Annotated in this window: 18 protein-coding genes and 1 pseudogene; 9 read left to right on the plus strand and 10 right to left on the minus strand. The window is 63.7% G+C overall.

All coding sequences use genetic code 11. The features are described from left to right. Positions 1–3: 3 nt before the first annotated feature. Positions 4–1,140: pseudogene (locus tag IPK75_11245) on the minus strand (IS3 family transposase). Positions 1,141–1,151: 11 nt separating this feature from the next. Here IPK75_11245 and IPK75_11250 point away from each other — a divergent pair. Further along, a complete protein-coding gene (locus tag IPK75_11250; GenBank protein ID MBK8198932.1) occupies positions 1,152–3,188 on the plus strand; it encodes an RNA-binding transcriptional accessory protein in 2,037 nt (678 codons plus the stop codon). A 3-nt stretch (positions 3,189–3,191) separates the two neighbouring features. Here the strand turns inward: IPK75_11250 and IPK75_11255 are convergent, their stop codons facing one another. The 6 genes from IPK75_11255 to IPK75_11280 form a co-directional block, all read right to left on the minus strand. Continuing rightward, positions 3,192–4,724 (minus strand): oligosaccharide flippase family protein, encoded by a 1,533-nt coding sequence (locus IPK75_11255; GenBank protein MBK8198933.1) that lies wholly within the window; start codon positions 4,722–4,724, stop codon positions 3,192–3,194. A gap of 59 nt (positions 4,725–4,783) precedes the next feature. Next, positions 4,784–5,653, minus strand: coding sequence for a family 16 glycosylhydrolase (locus IPK75_11260; GenBank protein ID MBK8198934.1), 870 nt, complete (start codon positions 5,651–5,653; stop codon positions 4,784–4,786). Between the two features lie 90 nt (positions 5,654–5,743). Beyond that, on the minus strand, positions 5,744–6,439 hold the full coding sequence (locus IPK75_11265) for a sugar transferase (GenBank protein ID MBK8198935.1): 696 nt from the start codon (positions 6,437–6,439) through the stop codon (positions 5,744–5,746). A gap of 355 nt (positions 6,440–6,794) precedes the next feature. Continuing rightward, a complete protein-coding gene (locus IPK75_11270) occupies positions 6,795–7,385 on the minus strand; it encodes a polysaccharide export protein (protein ID MBK8198936.1) in 591 nt (196 codons plus the stop codon). Positions 7,386–7,450: 65 nt separating this feature from the next. Then, positions 7,451–8,374: a serine/threonine protein phosphatase gene (locus IPK75_11275; GenBank protein MBK8198937.1), complete on the minus strand. Its 924-nt coding sequence runs from the start codon at positions 8,372–8,374 to the stop codon at positions 7,451–7,453. Positions 8,375–8,443: 69 nt separating this feature from the next. Continuing rightward, complete coding sequence (locus tag IPK75_11280) at positions 8,444–9,466, minus strand: glycosyltransferase family 2 protein (GenBank protein ID MBK8198938.1); 1,023 nt, start codon at positions 9,464–9,466, stop codon at positions 8,444–8,446. A 205-nt stretch (positions 9,467–9,671) separates the two neighbouring features. Here IPK75_11280 and IPK75_11285 point away from each other — a divergent pair, with 205 nt between their 5' ends. The 5 genes from IPK75_11285 (at position 9,672) to IPK75_11305 (ending at position 15,803) form a co-directional block, all read left to right on the plus strand. After that, on the plus strand, positions 9,672–9,962 hold the full coding sequence (locus IPK75_11285) for an antibiotic biosynthesis monooxygenase (protein ID MBK8198939.1): 291 nt from the start codon (positions 9,672–9,674) through the stop codon (positions 9,960–9,962). 14 nt (positions 9,963–9,976) lie between these two features. Next, positions 9,977–11,200 carry an acyl-CoA dehydrogenase family protein gene (locus IPK75_11290; GenBank protein MBK8198940.1) on the plus strand — a complete coding sequence of 408 codons (1,224 nt, stop codon included), beginning with the start codon at positions 9,977–9,979 and terminating at the stop codon, positions 11,198–11,200. Positions 11,201–11,270: 70 nt separating this feature from the next. After that, positions 11,271–12,719, plus strand: a complete 1,449-nt coding sequence (locus IPK75_11295) for an MFS transporter (protein MBK8198941.1) — start codon at positions 11,271–11,273, stop codon at positions 12,717–12,719. 68 nt (positions 12,720–12,787) lie between these two features. Then, entirely contained in the window at positions 12,788–14,242 is a 1,455-nt protein-coding gene (locus IPK75_11300; GenBank protein MBK8198942.1) for an MFS transporter, read from the plus strand. An 88-nt stretch (positions 14,243–14,330) separates the two neighbouring features. After that, positions 14,331–15,803, plus strand: coding sequence for a Do family serine endopeptidase (locus tag IPK75_11305; protein ID MBK8198943.1), 1,473 nt, complete (start codon positions 14,331–14,333; stop codon positions 15,801–15,803). Here the strand turns inward: IPK75_11305 and IPK75_11310 are convergent. Then, entirely contained in the window at positions 15,781–15,879 is a 99-nt protein-coding gene (locus tag IPK75_11310; protein ID MBK8198944.1) for a hypothetical protein, read from the minus strand. The genes IPK75_11305 and IPK75_11310 overlap by 23 nt on opposite strands. Before the next feature lie 115 nt (positions 15,880–15,994). On the opposite strand from IPK75_11310, the gene IPK75_11315 reads away from it, so the two are divergent. From IPK75_11315 to IPK75_11325, 3 genes are all read left to right on the plus strand, one after another. Then, the gene (locus tag IPK75_11315) at positions 15,995–17,743 is read left to right on the plus strand and encodes an NAD(P)/FAD-dependent oxidoreductase (protein ID MBK8198945.1); all 1,749 of its coding nucleotides are present in this window, start codon (positions 15,995–15,997) and stop codon (positions 17,741–17,743) included. 200 nt (positions 17,744–17,943) lie between these two features. Then, a complete protein-coding gene (locus IPK75_11320) occupies positions 17,944–18,330 on the plus strand; it encodes a hypothetical protein (GenBank protein ID MBK8198946.1) in 387 nt (128 codons plus the stop codon). A gap of 158 nt (positions 18,331–18,488) precedes the next feature. Then, positions 18,489–19,619 carry a hypothetical protein gene (locus IPK75_11325; GenBank protein MBK8198947.1) on the plus strand — a complete coding sequence of 377 codons (1,131 nt, stop codon included), beginning with the start codon at positions 18,489–18,491 and terminating at the stop codon, positions 19,617–19,619. Here the strand turns inward: IPK75_11325 and IPK75_11330 are convergent, their stop codons facing one another. Beyond that, the gene (locus IPK75_11330; GenBank protein MBK8198948.1) at positions 19,620–20,876 is read right to left on the minus strand and encodes a cytochrome P450; all 1,257 of its coding nucleotides are present in this window, start codon (positions 20,874–20,876) and stop codon (positions 19,620–19,622) included. Between the two features lie 63 nt (positions 20,877–20,939). Then, complete coding sequence (locus IPK75_11335) at positions 20,940–21,782, minus strand: TauD/TfdA family dioxygenase (GenBank protein MBK8198949.1); 843 nt, start codon at positions 21,780–21,782, stop codon at positions 20,940–20,942. Positions 21,783–21,805 lie beyond the last annotated feature (23 nt).

The following is a 21,805-nucleotide window of genomic DNA, read 5'->3' on the forward strand; positions in this document are numbered from 1 at the left end:
CGTTCATGCTGCCACCTCCCCATAGTAAGGCGGCATGAACGCCGCGGGCAAGATGGCTTTTGGGGCGGGTGGTTTGTAGCCGAGGGACGAGTGCGGCCGGGCGGTGTTGTAGTGTTGCCGCCACGCTTCGATCAGGATCTTTGCCTCGCGCAGATCGAAGAAGATTTCCCTCGCCAGCAACTCGTCGCGCAGCTTGCTGTTGAAGCTTTCGCAATAGCCGTTTTCCCATGGGCTGCCAGGCTCGATGTAAAGCGTCTTCACGCCGATGCGTTCGAGCCATTCGCGCAGAGCTTTAGCAATGAACTCGGGGCCGTTGTCGGATCGTATGTGCTCGGGTGCCCCGTGATGAACGAACAGCTCGCCCAGCGTGTCGAGGACATCCCTGGAGGAGAGCTTGCGCTCAACCCGGATAGCGAGGCACTCGCGTGTGTACTCGTCGATCACGCACAGCATACGGAACACCCTTCCATCGTGGGTGCGGTCCTGGACGAAGTCATAGGACCAGACATGGCCTTTGTGCGCCGGCCGCAGCCGCACACACGAGCCATCATTCAGCCAGAGACGGCCGCGTTTTGGTTGTTTCATCGGTACTTTCAGCCCCTCTCGCCGCCAGATGCGGTAAACCCGCTTCTCGTTCATGCCAGCCATCGTCCCTGAGCAGGGCCGTGATCCGCCGGTAGCCGTACCGACCAAACCGCTCTGCCAGGCGAGTGATCGCCGTTGTCACGGCGTCTTCATCGTCTCGCCGGATGTGCGGCTTACGCTGGGTCGAACGATGCTGGCCGATCACGCGGCACGCCCGGCGCTCAGTCACGCCAAGCTCTTCCACCACATGATCGACCGCAGCGCGCTTGCGGGAGGGGCTCAGAACTTTCCCTGAGCAACCTCCTTGAGGATCTGGTTATCAAGCGTGAGGTCGGAGACCGCCCGGCGCAGACGCTGGTTCTCCTTCTCAAGGTCCTTCATGCGCTTCGCCTGGTCGACCTGCAGGCCACCATACTCTTTGCGCCAGCGGTAATAGCTCTGCTCCGTCACACCCACGGCACGCGCCGCCGCAGCAGCTGTCTCACCGCGGGCAAGGCGAACCTCCACCTCCCGCAGCTTCGCAATGATCTCTTCAGGCTTGGCTCTCTTGCCCATGTCTCAACTCCATAATCGGAGCCGGGACTAACTCAAATACTGGACCACTTTGCGGGAGGCAGACCAAGTCCATCCGCGAACAAGGCAAGCTGACCCCCGCGCTTGAGAAACTGATCCTTGCCGCCGAAACCAAGGTAGCGCTGGAAGACCTCTATGCGCCGTTCAAGCCGAAGCGCCGCACCAAGGCCACCGCTGCGCGCGAGGCCGGGCTCGCGCCGTTGGCCGAGCAGCTGCTGGCAAATCCGGCGCTCGATCCGGCGACCTTCGCGGCGCAGTTCGTTTCGAAGAAGGCGGGCGTGACGACCACCGCGGAAGCACTTGAAGGCGCCCGTCACATTGTTGTCGAGATGCTTGCCGAAACGCCGGCCATCGTCGGCGCTGTACGCGAGAAGATGTGGGCCGAAGGCAAGGTCCGCTCCACCGTCGCCAAAGGCAAGGCGGAGGAGGGCGCCAAGTTCTCCGACTATTTCGATTTCGACCAACCGATCGAGGCGCTGCCGTCCCACCGCCTGCTCGCGCTGTTGCGGGGCGAGAAGGAAGGCGTCCTGAAGATCGGCCTTGATATTCCGCATGCGGACAAGAGCATGCATCCCGCCGTCAGCACGGTGATGGCCAAGGGCGGCATTGCCCGCAAGGGACGCCCCGCCGATGCCTGGCTCGCCGAGACAGCGGAAATCGCCTGGAAGACGCGCCTCGCGCCCGCCTGCACAAACGACCTGTTCGCCCGCGTCAAGGAGCGCGCCGACGCCGAAGCCATCAAGGTCTTCTCGACCAACGTCAAAGCACTGCTGCTGGCCGCGCCGGCGGGACCGAAAACAGTGATGGGCATCGACCCCGGAATCCGCACGGGCTGCAAGGTCGCCGTCGTCGACGCGACCGGCAAGCTGCTCGACACCGCCACCATCTATCCGCATGAGCCGAAGCGCGACTGGGCCGGCGCGCTCATGACGCTCGCGAAGCTTGCGAAGAAGCACAAGGCTGAGCTCGTCAGCGTCGGCAACGGCACCGCAGGCCGCGAGACGGACAAGCTCGTCGCCGAACTCACGGCGAAGATGCCGGAACTCGGCCTCACACGCGTCATGGTGTCCGAGGCCGGCGCGTCGGTTTATTCGGCCTCCGAACTCGCAGCGAAGGAGTTCCCGGATCTTGATGTGTCCATCCGCGGCGCTGTCTCAATTGCGCGGCGCCTGCAGGATCCGCTCGCCGAACTTGTGAAGATCGAGCCAAAGGCGATCGGCGTTGGCCAGTACCAGCACGATGTCGACCAGTCGGCGCTCTCCAGTTCGCTGGACGCCGTCGTCGAAGACTGCGTGAACGCGGTGGGTGTGGATGTGAACACGGCGTCGGTCCCGCTGCTCGCACGGGTTTCCGGGTTGAACGAGACACTTGCGACCAATATCGTCGCCTTCCGCAATGAGAACGGTGCTTTCAAGTCGCGCTCGGCCTTGAAAAAGGTTGCGCGCATGGGGCCGAAAGCGTTTGAACAGTCGGCCGGCTTCCTGCGCATCCGCGATGCGAAGAACCCGCTGGATGGCTCCGGTGTCCATCCGGAGGCTTACTCCGTGGTCGAACGGATTTCCGAGAAGACCGGCCGCGACGTGAAAAGCCTGGTCGGCGACAAGGCCTTCCTGTCGAAGCTTAAGCCGCGAGATTTCGCTGACGCCACGTTCGGTGAACCCACCGTGGCCGACATCCTGAAGGAGCTCGAAAAGCCGGGCCGCGATCCGCGCCCCGAGTTCAAGACCGCTACGTTCAAGGATGGTGTCGAGACCCTGTCAGACCTGAAGCCCGGCATGACGCTGGAAGGTGTCGTCACCAACGTCACCGCCTTCGGCGCCTTCGTCGACATCGGCGTGCATCAGGATGGTCTCGTCCACATTTCCGAATTGTCGGACACCTTCGTGAAGGATCCGCACACGGTCGTCAAAGCGGGACAGGTGGTGCGCGTGCGCGTCAAGGAAGTCGATGCCGCCCGCAAGCGTATCGCCCTCAGCATGAAGTCGGAAACCGGCGCTCAGCCGCGCAGCCAGGCCGGCGGCCGCCGCTAGGCGTCACGCCGGCGCCGGTGCGGCCTCTGGCGCCGCAACCGGCCGGCCGCTCGGGCGCAACATCCGGATTGCGGTCATCGACCAGTCGCGGTGGAAGGCCAGCAGGTAGCCCGTATAGGCAATGCCGCCTGTCGCTATTTCAATTCCGAGACGCACCCACGGGTCGAGGCTCTCCGTCTGCGTCTGCACCAGCAGCACCGCGCCCGCCATCACGGCGCAGGCGACGTAGGCTGGCAACACCGCCAGCAGCAGCCCGAGCGCCTTGGTGTGCATGTCCTTCAAGAGCACCGGCACCGTCAGCACAAGGCGCACCGCTTCCATCACCACCAGCGCGCCAACGACGGCTTCGGCGGAATATCTGGACAAGGCAAGCGCGGCCACGATCACGATCACCAGATCGAGCACCGAATAGGCGATCAGAAGGTTCAGCCGCTTGACGGCCACGAGCGCCGCATTCCGGAAATAGGTGAGCGGCGACAGCAGGCCGACGATGCACAGGATGACCAGCATCGTGGCGGTCGGCGCATAGTCGGCGCTCAGCGTCACGGCCACCACATCGTGGCTCGTCAGCGCGAGTCCGCCGAAGATCGGCAGGGCGATCAGCGCTGACATCTGCGACAGGCGCCGGTAGATCATGTCGCGGTCGCCCCTGGACTGCGTGCCTTCGGACAGCAGCACAACCCAGAGCGAACTGATCGGCGCGATGAACGTGCCGTAGATGATGTCCACGAAGCGGCTGGCGATGCGCATGAAACCGACCGCTGCCGCGCCGAAGCTGAAGGCCACGATCAGGTCAAGCACGCGCATGTAGGACGAGGCGATGCCCTGCGCCGCGAAGATGCGCCCGGCATCCTTGAGAAACCCGGCGGCGAGGCGTCCCGAGAAATGGAAGCCTGGCCACCAGCGTACGCGCCAGGCCATGATGACCGCCGACACCGCGACCTGGGTTCCGCGCTGCGCAACGAGCGCCCAGTCCGCATACGGACTGAACACCACCAGCAGGGCCGCGCCGCCGCCGGCAATTGCGCCGATGATGCCGCGAATGGCGCCGCCCCGGAAATCATAATCGCGCAGCATCACGGCATTCGGCGGAATCGACAGCGGCACCGGCAACAGCGTCAGCGCCAGCACCGGCATGATATAGGTCAGGCTCGGTTCGCGGTTTGCGCTTGCCAGCCAGCTGCCGGCAAACGCGCATACGACGATCACGCACGCCGTGACGCCCATCATGGCCCAGAAGATCGTGTCCATCTCCGGCTTGGAATAAAGCCGGCGCTGCACCGCTGCATCAAGACAGGCCGAACGGGCCTGGAAGTTGAAGTAGTCGACGATGATCACGCCCAGCGCGAACAGGCCGAAGACCGCCGCATCCAGCCGGTAGGTCAGGAAGATGAAAACGAACAGCGTCACGCCGTTGGTGGCGAGGTTGTTCGCAATGTTCCAGACCATCGATGAGCCGAAGGCGTGCGCCAGCCGCTTCTCATGGCGGTCGGAGGCCTTCTCCGGCGTCGCAGGTTGGGGGCGGGGATCAGTCATGGATCAGGTTTGCAATGCTGGACGCCGCTAGCGCAACCCACGCGGCGCGGCTGGCGCCGTCATTTCTTGTAACGCCTGGGAACGAACGTGTCCGAGCACTGGCTGCTCGAATCGCCCGCGGCCTGGTAGCTGAGGCAGTAATACTTGGCACGGGCGCCATCGCGGAATGTCGGTTCGCCTGCCCAGCTGACCTGGTCGCGACCGCCGCTCCAGAGGTGCAGCATGAGGCGCCCGGGTGCCTGCGGAATCGGGAAATCCGACGGCCGCGCGGTATGTACCAGCCGGTCATCGACATACCAGCGGATCTCGTCCGGATCCCATTCAAACGCGTAGAGGTGGATCTGTTTGCTCGCATCGAACCCGAGCGGAATGTAGATGGAGCCGTGCTGCTTGCCGTCCGTAAAATAGTTGGCGTGCATCCGGGTGAGGTCTTTACCCAGGAATTCGATGTCGATTTCGTCATGCGGATCACCGAACTGTTTATGCGTGTGGGTGAACATTGCAGAGACCGTGCCTGAACCGGGCGCGGCCTGCATGACAACTTCATATCGTCCGAAATGGTAAAAGCCCCGCCGCTGCAGTTCGCCGCCCGCAATCGCCTTGTAGGCGGTCTTCTGTCGCCGCACTTCCAGCTCCAGCCGGTCGCGCTTGAAATGCACCAGCCCGGCCTTCCAGGCGGGGTGGTCGGAGTTGGGATAGTAGAAGTCAGACTTCAGCCAGTTCGTCTCGTCATACTTGCCGGCGAACTGGTGGACGAACGAACCGCCGAGCTGGCGCACGGATGTATCGCGAGGAAGCGAAGCGGCGTCCATTTCCCGGGGTGGCGGCGACATGGCGGCGGCGAGCGCGGCCAGGAAGACGGCGGCCATCAGCACGAAAACGCCAATCCGCCAGACGTCGAAAGTCGGAATCCTGCCGTGCCGGGCCATGTGCTGGAGTCTCTTGGTTGAGGAAACCGCCAGCGGAGGTTTCAGACAGCTTGCAGGATGATCGGGGCGGGCGCGCGCCCGCCCCGGATCTTATTTTGCGCCGACGGACAAAAGCACTGCAGGCACGGTTTTCGCGATGATCCAGAGGTCGCCCCAGAAGGTGCGGGTCTGGACGTAGGTCTTGTCGAGCTGGATGCGCTCGGAATAGGTCGTGTTGCTGCGGCCGCTGGTCTGCCACAGGCCAGTCAGGCCGGGACGAACGCTGCAATAATGCTCGAAATCCTCGCCGTATTTGGCGCGCTCATAGAGCGGAATCGGACGCGGGCCGACGACCGACATGTCGCCCCGGATGATGTTCAGCAGCTGCGGCAGCTCGTCGATTGAGGTGGCGCGGATGAACTTGCCGAGCGGCGTGATGCGCGGGTCATTGGTCAGCTTCTGTGTGAGGTCCCACTCGCGCTGCGCTTCCGGATCAGCGTCCAGCACGGCTTGCAGTTTCTCGGCCGCATTCGGCACCATCGAGCGCAGCTTGAAGCATTCGAACTTCTCGCCGTTCAGGCCCCAGCGCGGCTGCGAATAGAGCGCTTTCTGGCCGTCCTGGAGGCGGATCAACGCCGCCACGAGCAGCAGGAGCGGCGCGAGGAAAAGGAGACCTGCGGAAGCGGCCACCACGTCGAAGATGCGCTTCGGGCTGAAATCGCCGCCATTCGGCGAGCGTTCCAGCTCTTCCTGCGCGTAGGTGTCGTCTGTCAGACTTCCTGTCTGATCGCCGAACCGGAATTCCATGTAGTTCCCCTTCAAGTCTACGGGCCAGGTTCAGGGCTTGCTTCGGTGGCGCCCCCACGGCAGCCATTCGAAACGTTCCCTTGTCCTGAACTTGGCAACTGCAAACCCTATACCACTGCTGCGGTTGCGAATTAAGGGGAAATTAAAAGTTTCACCTGTGGGGAGAAGTATTCGTTAAATATTACGGCACTGAAATGCCGTGAATGCCGGGATCGTGTGCATCTTGCGCAGTTTCGGGCGATCCGGCCCGGCGCGCATGCCCCAAATCGAGCCATCCGGCCCGGCCTTGCTGGCAAAGAAAAAGGCGCTGCGATGGTTCGCCGCGCCTTGTTCGTTTGGTCGGGGCAAGCCCGGATCAGAAGATCCGTTCACCAATCCGCAGCGTGTCGCCAGGCTTCACGACGGTGTTCGCCGTCAGGTCGTAGGCAACTTCCGCTTTGCCATCGATGCTCTTGATGTAGACCACCTTTTTGTTGGCGCGGTAGGTGAACCCACCGGCGGCGGCCACGGCGTTCTGGACGGTCAGGCCGTTGGTGTACGGATACTCGCCAGGCGTGCCGACTTCGCCGAGGATGTAGAACGGGCGGTAGTTGATGACTTCGACGCTGACGCGCGGATCAAGGATGTAGCCACTGGCGAGCGACGCCGAGATCGACTTCTCGAGGTTGGCAGTCGACAGGCCTTCAGCCTTGATCTGGCCGATCAGCGGCAGCGAGATCGATCCCGTGCCGTCGACTTCGAACTCACCCGACAGGTCAGGATGGCCGAACACGGTGACGCGCAACCGGTCGCTGGAGCCCAGCGCATAAGCCGAAGTCATCTGGGTCACGGCATCAGGTGTCGCTTCCCGGGCGCCGGCAGACTGGCCGCCGGTCGTGCCGCACGCGGCGAGCACCAGGGTCAACGCGGAAAGAAGGAGGATGTAGACGGGACGAAACACAGTCATCATGGCGGCGAATTACTCCAAAAGATCGTTCGGTGGCATTGCCAAGCAGAGCCCGATTTAATGCCTCAGGTGCTCAGGAAAGCAACATCCGTGCCGGTCAGCCGGGCCGCTGTCAGGCGTCCGGTCAGGAAGGCGCCGGTGTCGAGGCCAATGCGCCGGTTGTCGTAATGCACTGAATCCATTGGTGTATGTCCATGCACCACCATCTGCTCGAATGGCGCCTCATCCTCGAGGAATTCGTCCCGGATCCAGAGCATGTCCCGCGAGCTCTGCTCGGCAAGGTCGATGCCCGGACGCAGGCCGGCGTGGACGAACAGGTAATCGCCCGCAGAATAGTAAGGCAGGAGCGACTGGAAGAAGGCGAGGTGCTCTGCGGGGAAACGCGCGCGGAATTCGTTCCACACCCGGGTCCAGGCATCGCGCGCCGCCGACATTTCCTCGTGCGAGTTCAGGCTGGCGCGCTGGTTGGGCGGGGCGAGGCCATAGGAATACAGCGTCTCCGATCCGCCATAACGCGCCCACTGGCTGCCGAACGAGGCTTCCTGCAGGAAGCGCAGCAGCGCTTCTTCATGGTTGCCCATCAGGTAGATCGGCTCGAACCGGTCGAGCGCGCCGCTGGTGAAATAGTTGATCACATCGCGCGACTGCAGGCCGCGGTCGATATAGTCGCCGAGGAACACGATCTGCGGCTTGATGCCGTCGGGCAGGTTGGCCGCATCCTCTGCAATCAGGTCGACCAGTTTCTCAAGCAGGTCGCGGCGGCCATGGATATCGCCGACCGCGTACAGGCACACCCCCTCCGGCACCGCACACTTGCGGTGGACCGGCGGCTGCGCCCTTGACGATGGCGCGGATTGTTCTGCGTCGTTCCCGCGCTCGGCGCGGCCGCGTCCCTGCTGGATGCGGTTGCGCAATGCGCTGGCCGTGCGGCCGAAGAAGTTCAGCCGATCACGCGAGGCCGACAAGAACCTGTCGATTGACGTGGCCATGATTAGCGTCCCGTTGAACCTCAGACTACGCAATCCGGCTTGCAAAACCAAGGCCGCGCATGAGTTTCGTTAACCTTTGCGGCCGAGTGCTTCGCCCAGGAAGCCGGCTGCCCAACCAACATGCATCGTTCCGGCAGCGACCCCGGCAAACAGGCCGCAAGCCGAGCCATACCTGATGGCCGTCACGATCGAAGCGGCCGCCAGCAGCGAAATATAACCCAGCGGTAGCAGAAGCGCAGGCAGATACACCAACGAGGCGAGCGCGCCCGCTGCCGATCCGAGCAGCACCGCGATCGGAATGAGCTGGCGCAGCTTCAGCCGCGTGCCGTGCTTGCGCACATTGCGCGCCCGGCCCTTGCCGTAACCCTTGTACTGCCGGAACAGGCCGCGCACCGTTCCCCGCGGGATATACCGGATCCGGATGCCCGCATTGAGGTAGACCCGCCCGCCGGCCTTTTTCAGGCGGACGTCATATTCGGCGTCTTCGTTGTGCGAGAAGGTCTCGTCATAGCCGCCGATCCTGCGGAACCAGTCGAGACGAAAGCCGGCATGGTGGCCGTGGTCCACCCAGCCCGACACCTTGCCGCCGCGGTGGGCGGCGCCGCCCGATCCGAGCGGGGTATCCACGATCCAGGCGTTGCCCTTCTCGAAACAGGTTTCCCCGACCGCATCCATCGGGATGACCAGCGACGCGGCGCCGGAGTCGGCCAGTGCGCGGGCCACATCGAGAATGAAGTTTTCCGGATAGATCGAATGCGCATCGCACCGCACCAGGATACCGGTTTCCGGCCCCGCATGCTCTTCGGCCGCAAGGTTAAGCGCCGCCGATTGCAGGCGCTTCGGATTGTGCAGCACGCGCAGGTTCGGGAACTCGCCCATCAGGCGCTCGACGATGGCCACCGTCTCGTCCGAGCTGCCGCCATCGGCGACCGTCAGCGGCACCCGCCGCAGCTCCGGCGATCCCGCCATGAGCGAGCGGATACATGTCTCGATATGGCGCGCTTCGTTCAACGTCGGAATCACGGCCAGAATCGCTGACGCATCAGCCTGCATCGGGCTATCGCAGTGCAGGGAAGGCTGGGTTTTGGGCATGTCGAGCATCGGTTAATAGGCTCCCGTCTGACCGTGCCCCGCAGCAAAATTCGTTCCAAAGGCGAGGATTCCAATAGCCGAACTGTTTTTGCTGGAAATTTCCGGACGCCTCAAACCTGATTTCCAGCCATACCCTAGGGGACGGGCTTGCCCGTGCCCACGGACCACATACTGTGGATTGAGAACAATTTCGGGAGGAATGAACATGATCGGCATCGTCGCAAAACTGAAGATCCGGGACGGTAAACAGTCCGAGTTCGAGAAAGTTGCAAAGGACCTGATGGCCAAGGTCAAAGCGAACGAGCCGGGCTGCCTGACTTACCAGCTCTACAAGACCAAAGGTTCGGCAGACGAATACATCTTCATGGAGCAGTACGCCTCCGCCGACGCGCTCGCCGCCCATGGCCAGACCGAGTACTTCAAGGCCGCAGGTCCGAAGCTCGGCGCCGTGCTCGCCGGGCGGCCCGAAATCCAGCAATACGAAATCGTCGAATAAGCGGAGCGGCGGTCATGGATCTCTCCCTTTCGCCGGCCGACCTGAAATTCCAGAAAGAGGTGCGCGACTGGATCGGCGCCAATTTCGATGAGGGCCTGCGCGCCCGCATGGCGCTGTCCAAGAACGGCTATGTCGACAAGGCGAGCCAGGTGGCCTGGCAGAAGAAGCTCGCCTCCAAAGGCTGGATCGCGCCGAACTGGCCGAAACAGTATGGCGGCCCGGGCCTGTCCACGACCGAGCGCTATATCCTCCATTCGGAACTCTCGAGCGCCGGCACACCCAGCGTTGCGCCTTTCGGCGTGTCGATGGTGGCCCCGGTCATCATGGCCTTCGGCAACGACGAGCAGAAGAAGAAACACCTGCCATCCATCCTCTCGTCGGACGTCTGGTGGTGCCAGGGCTATTCCGAGCCGGGCGCCGGCTCCGACCTTGCCTCGCTCCAGATGAGCGCAGTGCGCGACGGCGACGACTATGTCCTCAACGGCTCCAAGATCTGGACCACGCTCGCCCAATGGGCCGACATGATCTTCTGTCTTGTGCGCACCTCGAAAGAAGGCAAGCCGCAGGAAGGCATCAGCTTCATCGTCTTCTCCATGAGGCTCCCCGGCATCACGATCCGCCCGCTGCCGACGCTCGATGGGCCGGCGGAAGGCCAGCACGAGATCAACCAGGTCTTCTTCGAAAACGTCCGCGTACCGATCAAGGACGCGCTGATCGGCAAGGAAAACGAAGGCTGGACCTACGCGAAATACCTGCTCGAGTTCGAGCGCGGCAACGCCTACGCGCCCGGCCTGCGCCACATGCTCAAGAAGACGAAGAAGATCGCCTCGAAGGAAATCGATGGCGACGAGCCGGTGATCCGCAACCCTGACTTCGCCCGCAAGCTGGCGCTGCTCGAAATGCGCATCGAAACCCTCGATGCCACGGAGCGGCGCGTGCTCTCGTCGCTGTCCGCCGGTCAGAACGTCGGGCCCGAAAGTTCGATGCTCAAATGCGCAGGCTCCGAAGCCCAGCAGGCGATCACCGAACTGACGCTCGAAGCCGCCGGCCTCTATGCGAATCCGTTCGTGCAGGACACTGTCGCCCTGGCCGATCCCGGCTCGAACGCGAAGTCGCCGACGCCCGATTATGCACTCACGGCGGCGCCGAGCTACTTCAACTACCGCAAGACCTCGATCTATGCGGGTTCGAACGAAATCCAGCGCAACATCATGGCGAAGGCGGTGCTCGGCCTGTGAAGGCCGGCGCCCGGTCCGGATGTGACGTTCCCCGATGGCAATTCCGGCGCGGGCCGGAGGAGATGACTGGATGAGTGCGGTTCCCAAGCCAGGACTACTCACGAGGCTGGCCTACGGTTTTGGCGGCGTTGCCTTTGGCGCCAAGGACAACGCCTTCGCGTACTTCCTCCTCCTCTTCTACAGTCAGGTGCTCGGGCTGAACGCTCAGCTCGTCGCGCTGGCGCTGGGTATCGCGCTCGTCATCGATGCCATCCTCGATCCGATCGTCGGCTACTGGTCCGACAATTTCAGCTCAAAACTCGGCCGGCGGCATCCCATGATGTACGCCGCCGCGATCCCCGTCACGATTGCCTTCTATTTCGTCTGGAACCCGCCCGCCGGCCTCACCGATGGCCAGCTCTGGCTCTACCTCCTCGCGCTGACGGTGACGGTCCGTGTCTGCATCACCTTCTACGAAATTCCGAGTTACGCCCTCGGCGCGGAACTGACCGACGACTACGACGCGCGCACCTCGCTGATGGGCCTGCGCAGTTTCTTCACGTGGATCGGCGGCGTGACACTGGCGGTCATCGCCTTGCGCTACTTCCTCGTGCCGACAGCGGAAGTGCCGAACGGCTATTTCAACATCCCGGGCTATGGAACCTACGGCCTCCTCGCCGCGGGCATGATCTTCCTTTCGATCCTTGTCTGCACGGCGGGCACTCACAACCGGATCAAATATCTGCGGCAACCTCCGCCGCAACGAAAGCAGACGGTCCGGAGCATCTTCGGCGAGATATTCGAGTCGCTTGCCGACCGGTCGTTCATGGCGCTGTTCCTCGCAACGCTCTTCGGCTTCGTCGCCGGAGGTCTTTCAGCTGCGCTCAACCATTATCTCAATGGCTTCTTCTGGGAGTTCACGACCGAGCAGGTCTCTGTGCTCACGCTGTCGATTTACCTCTCCGCGCCGATGTCGCTCATCATTGCGCCGCTCGCGGGAAAGCTGTGGGGCAAGCGCAACGCCGCCATCGGCCTCGGCGCGATCGCGTTCACCGTCGCGCCGGCGCCATACTTCCTGCGCCTCGCCGGCCTGATGCCGCCCAACGGCGATCCCGCCCTTTTCAACATCATGCTGTTCATCATCATCTTCGATGTCGCGCTGATCATCGCCGTGCAGATACTCACGGCCTCGATGGTCGCCGATCTCGTCGAGCAGAGCGAGCTGAAGACCGGCCGGCGCTCCGAGGGCATCTTCTTCGCGTCGATCACCTTCATCCGCAAGGTCACCGCGGCGATGGGCGTTTTCATCGCATCGATGGTGCTGGAGCTCGCGAAGTTCCCGGAAGGGGCGCAGCCCGGCTCGGTGCCGGACGAAGCGGTGCGTACGCTCGGTGCAATCTATGCCCCGGTCATGCTCGGCGTCTGGACATTGATGATCACCAGCCTGTTCTTCTACCGGATCAGCCGCCAGCAGCACGTCGAAAACCTGCGCCTGCTCGCCGAGCGCCGGGAAGCAGCGGCCGCCAGCGGCGCGCCCTGAAAACTCCCGCGGCCTCTCCGCCAGCCGATCGTGACTCCCACCTTGCCCCCCTCAGAGAGTGCTCCTGAATGACGACGTCCACCGCTTCGAAACCGAGCCTCTTCACACGCATCGCCTTCGGCATCGGCGGCGCTGCCGAGGGCATCAAGAACAACGGGTTCGAATACGTCCTCCTGTTCTTCTATTCCAACATCCTCGGCGTCGAGGCGGGACTGGTCGCGGTCGCGCTGCTGTTTGCGTTGATCATCGATGCGGTCTCCGACCCCGTCGTCGGCTACTGGTCGGACAACCTGCGCACCAAGTATGGCCGCCGCCACCCGTTCATGTACGCCGCGCTGATTCCGGTCGCGATCACCTATTACTTCACATGGAACCCGCTGCCGGGCCTGTCGGGCAATGAACTCTTCGTCTGGCTGTTTGCCTGCACGATCCTGGTGCGCCTCTCCTTCACCTTCTACGAAGTGCCCTCGACCGCGCTCGCGGCTGAGCTGACGCAGGACTACGACGCCCGCACCTCGCTCATGTCGATCCGCTACTTCTTCGGCTGGTTCGGAGGTCTGTCGATCCAGATCCTGCTGTTCTGGTTCCTCCTCGTGCCCACGCCGGAAACGCCCGTTGGCGTTTTCAACATCGCCGGCTGGAATACCTACGGCGCCGTCTCTGCAGCGTGCATCTTCCTCGCCGTGCTGATCTGCACGGTTGGCACCCACAGCCACATCCCGCACCTGAAGGCGCCGCCGGCTGCCCGCAAGCTCACCCTCGGCACGGTGTTCCGCGAAATCTTCGAGACGATCTCCAACCCGTCCTTCCGGGCGCTGTTCCTCGCCACCCTGTTCGGCCTCGTCGCCAGCGGGATTTCCGCAACGCTCAACCAGTACATCAACACGATCTTCTGGGGCTTCGACAACGAACAGATCGCGAAGATCACCGGCGCCGTCTATATCTCGGCCGTCCTTGCCCTGATCATCGCGCCGATGATCGGCAAGGCGTTCGGCAAGAAGCGCGGCGCCATCGTCATCGGTGTCCTCGCCTTCACCATCGCGCCACTACCGGTCTTCCTGCGCCTCCTCGGGTTCCTGCCGCCCAACGGCACCCCGGAGCTGTTCAACATCATCATCTCGATCACGATCTTCGATCTCGCCCTGATCATCGTCACCCAGATGCTGATGGGGTCGATGGTGGCCGACATCGTCGAGGACAGCGAACTGCAGACCGGGCGGCGCTCGGAAGGCATCTTCTTCGCCGGCATCAGCTTCATCCGGAAGCTCTCGCAGGGCGCCGGCGTGATGACCGCCTCGATGGTGCTCGCCGTGGCCGGCATGTCGCAGGGCGGCGGCGGGGCAGGGGCCACCGAGGAGTCGATCCGCAACCTCGGCTGGGGCTACGCCATCTCGCTGCTCAGCGCCTGGACGCTGATGCTGGTCTGCGTCAGCTTCTACCGGATCAGCCGCGAATCACACGCCGAAAACCTGCGCTCCCTGAGCGAACGGGACGCCGCCGCAACCGCCACGGGAGCCGACTGACAGCGGGCGTGACTGAAATGTCATGAAGTACGAATTGCGCCACATTTCGCGCCGCAATAGAGCCTTGTTCATGACCGATCCCCGCACCATGACCAAACACGTTTCCAAACTGCTGGCCTTCCTCAGCGTGGCCGTCCTCATGCTGCTGACCGTGGCGCTGGCGCCGATGTTCTCGCAGGCCGAGCGCCAGCCCGGTGAGATCGTCCAGACCGCTGCCGCCGCGACCGAATCGGGAAAAGTCATCGCTCCGGCGCCGCAGGTTCCCCAGTCGCAGGAGCAAATCTATCTCAGCTTCGCGCCGCTTGTGAAACAGGCCTCGCCCGCGGTGGTCAACGTCTACACCGCCAAGACCGTGCAGAGCCGCGTCACGCCGATGGAGCAGCTGCTCTACGGCGTGCCCGCCCAGGGCGCCGTCCAGAACTCGCTCGGCTCCGGCGTCATAGTCGGCGCTGAAGGCATCGTGGTCACCAACAACCATGTCATCCAGGGCGCCGACAGCTTCCGCGTCGTGCTCAGCGACCGGCGTGAATACCCCGCCGAACTGCTGCTCGCCGACGAGCGCACCGACCTCGCAGTCCTGAAGATCGACACGGGCGGCGAACGCCTGCCGACCCTCGGCTTCGCCGACACCCGCGCCGTGCAGGTCGGCGATCTCGTTCTCGCCATCGGCAACCCGTTCGGCGTCGGCCAGACCGTCACCAACGGCATCATCTCCGCCACCGCCCGCACCGATGTCGGCGTCTCCGACTACTCCTTCTTCCTGCAGACCGACGCGGCCGTGAACCCCGGCAACTCGGGCGGCGCCCTGATCAATACCAAGGGCGAACTCGTCGGCGTCAACACCGCGATCTACTCGCGCACCGGCGGCTCGGTCGGCATCGGCTTCGCCATCCCGTCCGAAATGGTCAAGCGCGTTGTCGACGCCGCGGTCAATGGCGGCACCTTCGTGCGCCCCTGGCTCGGTCTCGCCGCGCAGGCGGTCAGTTTCGACATCGCGAAGACGCAGGGCCTCGACCGCCCTGTGGGCGTGATCGTCACCGAGGTCTATCCGGGCGGCCCGGCCGCCAAGTCCGGCCTGCGCCGCGGCGATCTCGTCACCGCCATCGACGGCCGCGAAGTGTTCGATGAGAAGGGCCTGAAATTCCTCGCCGCCGTGCGCAATCCGGGCGAACAGGCCCAGCTCACCGTGCTGCGCGCCGGTGAAGCGCAGACCATCGGCGTCAAGGTCGAGCCGCCGCCGGGCGCCACCGAAGCCGACGTCGTGCTGCTCGCCGATGCCTCCATCTTCAACGGCGCCCGCGTCATCGAACTCTCGCCGCGCCTCGCCGAGGAAAACGGCCTCGACCCGTTCTCGAAAGGCTCGGGCATCTATGTCCACTCGGTCACGCGCGGCACCATCTCGCGCAACTATTTCAAGCCGGGCGACATCATCCGCTCCGTGAACGGAAAGTCGACCAGGACGGTGAAGGACCTCGAGAACATCCTCGCGAAGGGTGGCAACGAGTGGCAGATCGAGATCGAGCGCAACGGCCGCACCGTCAAGGGCACCGTGCGCACCTGACACTTGTCGCACCCTGCAAATGTTGCAGTGCGAAAGAAAATGCGGATGCCGTCTGGCCGTTTTGCGCAGCGCAAATCTGCCGTTTCCGTCGCGCAAGGTCGCCCGCCGCTGACTATACCGGCGCGATTTCTTGAGGCATCAATGTCCCCTCAGGCGCGCACCAGTGCCGCCGCAGGAACAAGGACAACACGATGGCCGCTTCGTCTGCGCTCACGGGTCAGGATTCCCAGCCGATCGACGCCCTGATTGTCGGGGCAGGTTTCGCCGGCATGTACATGCTGCACAAGCTGAGAGGTCTCGGCCTCAATTCAAAGGTCGTCGAGGCCGGCAGCGGCGTTGGCGGCACCTGGTACTGGAACCGCTATCCGGGCGCTCGTGTCGACATCCAGAGCCTCGAATACAGTTTCGGCTTCGACGAGGGCCTCGAGTCCGAATGGCGCTGGTCGGAGCGCTATGCGCCGCAGCCGGAACTGCTGCGTTATGCCGAACACGTCGCCGACCGCTTCGATCTGAAGCGCGACATCACCTTCAACACCCGCGTCGCCGCGGCCCACTGGGATGACGCCGCGCAAGTCTGGAACGTGAAGACAGAGCAGGGCGACGCGATGCGCTGCCGCCATCTCATCCTCGCCACCGGCTGCCTCTCCATCCCGACCGACGTCACCTTCCCGGGCATCGACACCTACAAGGGCGACATCTACCGCACCTCGCGCTGGCCGCATGAAGGCGTGGATTTCTCCGGCATGCGTGTCGGCATCATCGGCACCGGCTCGTCTGCCATCCAGTCGATCCCGATCATTGCATCGCAGGCCGACCACCTCACCGTGTTCCAGCGCACGCCGAACTATTCGATGCCGGCGCATAACGGCCCGATCCCGGACGCCGATTTCGAAGCCTGGTCGAAAGACCCGCGCGCCTATCGCGCCGCCTCGAAAGACACCGTCGGCGGTTTCCAGAACGAAGCCAACGACGCCCTCGCCACGGACACAGCGCCCGAAGAGATCAAGGCCGAGCTCGAGCGCCGCTGGGCCTGGGGCGGCTTCCGCATCCTCGGCGCGTTTGCCGACACGTCGATCGATCCCGAAGCCAATCGCATTGTGCAGGAATTCGTCGCCGGCAAAATCCGCGAACAGGTCTCCGATCCGGCCGTCGCTGACCTCCTGACGCCGAAGGACCACCCCTTCGGCACCAAGCGCCCGTGTGTCGACACCGGCTATTACGCCACCTTCAACCGCCCCAACGTCGAGCTCGTGAACCTGCGCGCCGAGCCGCTGGTCGGCTTCACGCCGGATGGCATCGAAACCTCGGCGAAGAAATACGAGTTTGACGCCGTGGTGCTCGCCACCGGATTTGACGCCATGACCGGCGCAATCGACCGCATCGACCTGCGCGGCGTCGGCGGCCGCCGGATCAAGGACCACTGGGCCGAAGGCCCGCGCACCTATCTCGGCCTGATGGTCGCCGGTTTCCCGAACCTGTTCACGATCACCGGCCCCGGCAGCCCGTCCGTGCTCACCAACATGATCAACTCGATCGAGCAGCACGTTGAATGGATCGCCGACTGTCTCGTTTCGCTGAAGCAGCGCCAGCAGACCAGCATCGAAGCGTCCGAGGAAGCTGAGGCCGCCTGGTGCCGTCACGTTGCCGAAGCGGTCACGCCGTCGCTGCTGCCGCAGGCCAACAGCTGGTACATGGGCGCCAACGTGCCGGGCAAACCGCGCATGTTCATGCCCTATGCCGGCGGGCTCAACACCTATACCGAAATCTGCAACCAGGTGGCCGCCAAGGATTATGAAGGCTTCATCATCCGCCAGGGCGACCGCGTGCTGTCCGACTCGCGGCAGTTCACCAGCCATCCGCCGCAAGGCGAGATCCCGGAAAAACTCCTGCCGATCATCGTCGAACGCCTCACCGCCGCCGGCCTGATGCCCGCAGAATAGGCCCGGATTTCGTTGCACAAGTTTCGCCTTGCGCAACAAAATCCGCCTTCTCCTGCCTGTTACCCCGGCGAAAGCCGGGCCGCAAAATCCCAGCCAGAACAGAACTCTCCGGGTCCCGGTCTCCGCCTGAGCGCAAGAATCCAAACTTTTTTCACCCGCGCCAATCCGGCAGGGTCTGCAGCGGGGGTATGCTCCGCCCCATGTCCGCTTTCCTCAGTATCCGGAACGATGTGAACTTCCGCCGCTATTTCGACGCGGTCCATCCGTTCTTCTGGCCGGTGCTCTACTGGCAGCTGAAGACGGCGTGGATCGTGCTTCAGCGCGAGAAGCTCACCTCGGTCCTCCTCGCCATCACCTGGTGGGGCGGCGTGACCATCGTCCACCGCGGCGACCGGATTGAGATTCCGAAACCGAATCCGTTCGCGCTGACCAAGCCGCGCTTTGATGATCCCGTCTGGTCAACCTCGGTGCCAGCGAACCTCGCGCTCGACTTGCCCTGCGCCCTCTTCCTCCCCCGCCTGGCGGGGGAGGTGTCACCGCAGGTGACGGAGGGGGCCTTAGCTCACCCCTCGCCCAACACGTCCTAGCCCCTGTCACCCCGGCGAAAGCCGGGACCCAGCGCGTCCTCAATCACCGGCCGGCTCACCCCGCGTCCGGCCGCACGTGCTGCGAAAAAATTCCATCTCCCCTGCATCCTGGGGCAGTCTCTGGTGCATCTGGTCAAGGTAACGATTCGGGAGTCTACATGCGCAATCCTCTTTTTCCCGCGCTCGGCGCCATCCTGCTCGCGGCGTGTTCGTCCGTGCCTGCGTCTCCGGCGCCGGAAGCTGCGGCCGTGCTGCCCGTGGAAATGCCGGCCTTCCGTCTTTCCGGCTTCCAGTCGCGCCTCGCCGGCAAGCCGACGGAGGTGCTCGTCCTCGGCTCCCCGCACCTCTCCGGCGCCCCGGACGAATTCGATCCGGCCGTCCTTGAGCCGCTGCTCGAACGCCTCGCGGCCTTCGGGCCGGACCTGATCGCGATCGAGAACCTGTCAGGCGAAAGCCTCACGGCCTTGCAGGGCTACAGCAGCGTCTACGGCGAAACGGCCTCCGACTTCGGCGGCCGCTTCGTCAAGGGCGCGGCCATGGCAAAGGCCGAAACCGGTCTCGACATGCCGGCGGCAGAGGCCGAAGTGCGCCGCACGCTTGCGGACTGGCCAGCCGAACCGGACGCCGCCGCGCGCCGGCATCTCGCCGCGCTTTTCCTTGCGTCCGGCGATCCGCAATCGGCGCTGGTCCAGTGGTGGCGTCTTCCTGAAGAGGAACAGCAGGCCGGTGACGGCATTTCTGAAGAGCTGGTCGCCTATTTGCGCCAATACGACACGCGCAAGAACGAGAGCCATCAGATCGCCTCGCGCCTCGGCGCCCGGCTTGGCCTGGAGCGCGTCTATCCGACCGACGACCAGACCGGCGTCGACATCATGTATGCCATTGAGGAAGACATCGGCGCCTTGTACTCGACCGAAGAGTTCCAGGCGCTGCTCACCGCGCCCGAAAACGACCGGATCCGGAATGCAGCCCAGCACCTGACCACACCTGACGAGGCACTGGAGACGTATCGCTACCTGAACTCTGCAGAAGCCGCGTTGCAGGACGCGGAACTGCAATGGGTGTGGCTCATAGAAAACCAGACGCCGAATGATGTCGGCCGGGTACGCCTCGCCGAATGGGAAGCCCGCAACCTGCGCCAGGTCGCCCACATCCGCGAAGCGATGGCCAGCGTACCGGGCGGGCGCGTGCTCGTGATCGTCGGCTCGTCCCACAAGCCGTGGTTCGACGCCTACCTTGGCCAGATGCTGGACGTCAAAATTGTCGATGCCGAAGAGGTGCTGCGCTAGTCAGCGCGCATGCAGCACCACCGGCAACTCCTCGTAACCGCGCACAAAATTCGAATGCACACGCTTCGGCGGCCCGACCACTTCGATGTGTTCAAAGCGTTTCAGGATTTCTTCCCAGAGGATGCGCAGCTGCATCTCCGCCACGCGGTTGCCCATGCAGCGGTGGATGCCGAAGCCGAATGAAATGTGCCGGCGCGCATTCGGCCGGTCGATCAGGAATTCGTCGGCCCGCTCGATCACCTCTTCATCCCGGTTGCCGGAGACATACCACATGACCACCTTGTCGCCCTTGCGGATCAGCTTTCCGCCCAGTTCGAGATCTTCCGTCGCGACGCGCCGCATGTGCGGTAGCGGCGTCTGGTAGCGGATGATCTCTGACACCATGTTGGGGATCAGCGTCGGATCGGCCTTCAGCTTGGCATATTCATCCGGGAACTGATTGAGATAGTACACGCCTCCGGAGATCGAATTGCGCGTCGTATCGTTCCCGCCAACAATCAGCAGCATCAGGTTTCCCATCAGCTCCATCGGATTGTTGACCATGTCCCTAGTGTCCGGATTGTGCGCCAGCAGCGAGATGAAATCCATCTTTGGCGGGCTCGCCGCCCGTTCATGCCAGAGCCGCGTGAAGTAGGTCACGCATTCGGTCAGGTGTTTCATCCGCCATTCCATGTCGGCGCCCACGATCCCGGCGGCGTCTGTCGTCGTGGCCACGTCCGACCAGAAGGGCAGCTTGTGGCGCTCCTCGAACGGGAAGTCGAACAGCGTCGCCAGCATCTGGGTCGTCAGCTCGATCGAGACCCGCTCCACCCAGTTGAACGGCTCGCCGACCGGCAGGCCGTCGAGGATCGACACCACCCGCGTCCGGATCAGCGCTTCCAGCTCGGCCAGCTGCGTCGGCGCCACCGCCGGCTGGGCGGCCTTGCGCTGCACGTCGTGGATCGGCGGATCCATGGCGATGAACATCGGCGGATTGATGCCGTCGCTCGGCTCGCCGATGCCGATGGCCGGCATGGAGGAGAAGACCTTGTGATTGGTGTCGACGGCGACAATGTCGTTGTACTTGGTGATCGACCAATAAGCGCCGACCGCGCTTTGCGGGCAGTAATGCACCGGGGCTTCCTTCCTCAGCCGGCGGAAGTATTCCCAATGCAGATCCTGTTCGAAAAGCTCTGCCTTCGAGACGTCAAACGTCTCGAGCGGCAAGGTCCACGGGTCAGGGATGCCGGCGCTTGCGCCGTGCCAAGTATCAGCCATCGATGTCTCCTCCGGGTATTCTTTTGCCGGAGCATGCCACGGAAACGGCGTTTCAGGAACGGCCTAGGCGGCGCCGATCGTGGTGCGGTGCAGCAGGCGATCATGCCCGGCATAGCCGCCGGTCGCCATGTGCAGGGTGCAACGGTTGTCCCACATCACCAGCATGTCGGGCGACCATTTGTGCCGGTACTGGAATTCCGGCCGGGTCTGCCAGCGATAGAGTTCGCCGATCAGGGCGGCGCTCTCCTCGGCCGGCAGGCCGTCGATCGCCACGATATAGCCCGCCGTGCCAAACAGGCTCTTGCGGCCGGTTTCGGGATGCACACGGATGATGTCGTGCAGCTGGGTCGCCTCGGCATCGTCCGAAGGGCGGATATCCATGCTGCGGCCCTGCGCCTGGTCGGCCTTGCCGTAGAAACCTGCCGGTGCGTACGCATTGCGGGCCGAATGCACGGCCTTGCGGCCTTCGATCCGGGCGCGCAGGTCCGCCGGCATCTGTTCCAGCGCGAGGTATTGGTTGGTAAAAAGCGTGTCGCCGCCAACCGGCGGGATGGTCTTGCCATAGAGGCACGTGCCCTGCGGAGGACGGGCCTGGAAGCTCCAGTCCGAGTGCCAGCTCTCTGCGAAGATCGGCGAGGTTTCGGCTGCGGCGCGTTTGACGGCGATGATGTGCGGATGGCCGGGGATGGGCGCGATGAACGGGTCGTCTCCGAACGGGCCGAAGTTCAGGGTGAAGGCTTCCAGCTGGTCGTCTGTCAATTTCTGGTCCGGAAAGGCGAGCACCTGATGCGCCAGCCAGGCCGCGCGAATGGCCGCCACGGTTTCCGGCGCCAGCGGTTTCGACAGGTCCACCCCGCGCACGCTTGCCCCGCAGGCCTGGCCCGACGGCGTGATCTCCAGCTTCATGATTTCCTCCCGGCTTTTTGCAG

The organism is Acidobacteriota bacterium (assembly GCA_016712445.1).
Lineage (GTDB): Bacteria > Pseudomonadota > Alphaproteobacteria > Caulobacterales > Hyphomonadaceae > Hyphomonas.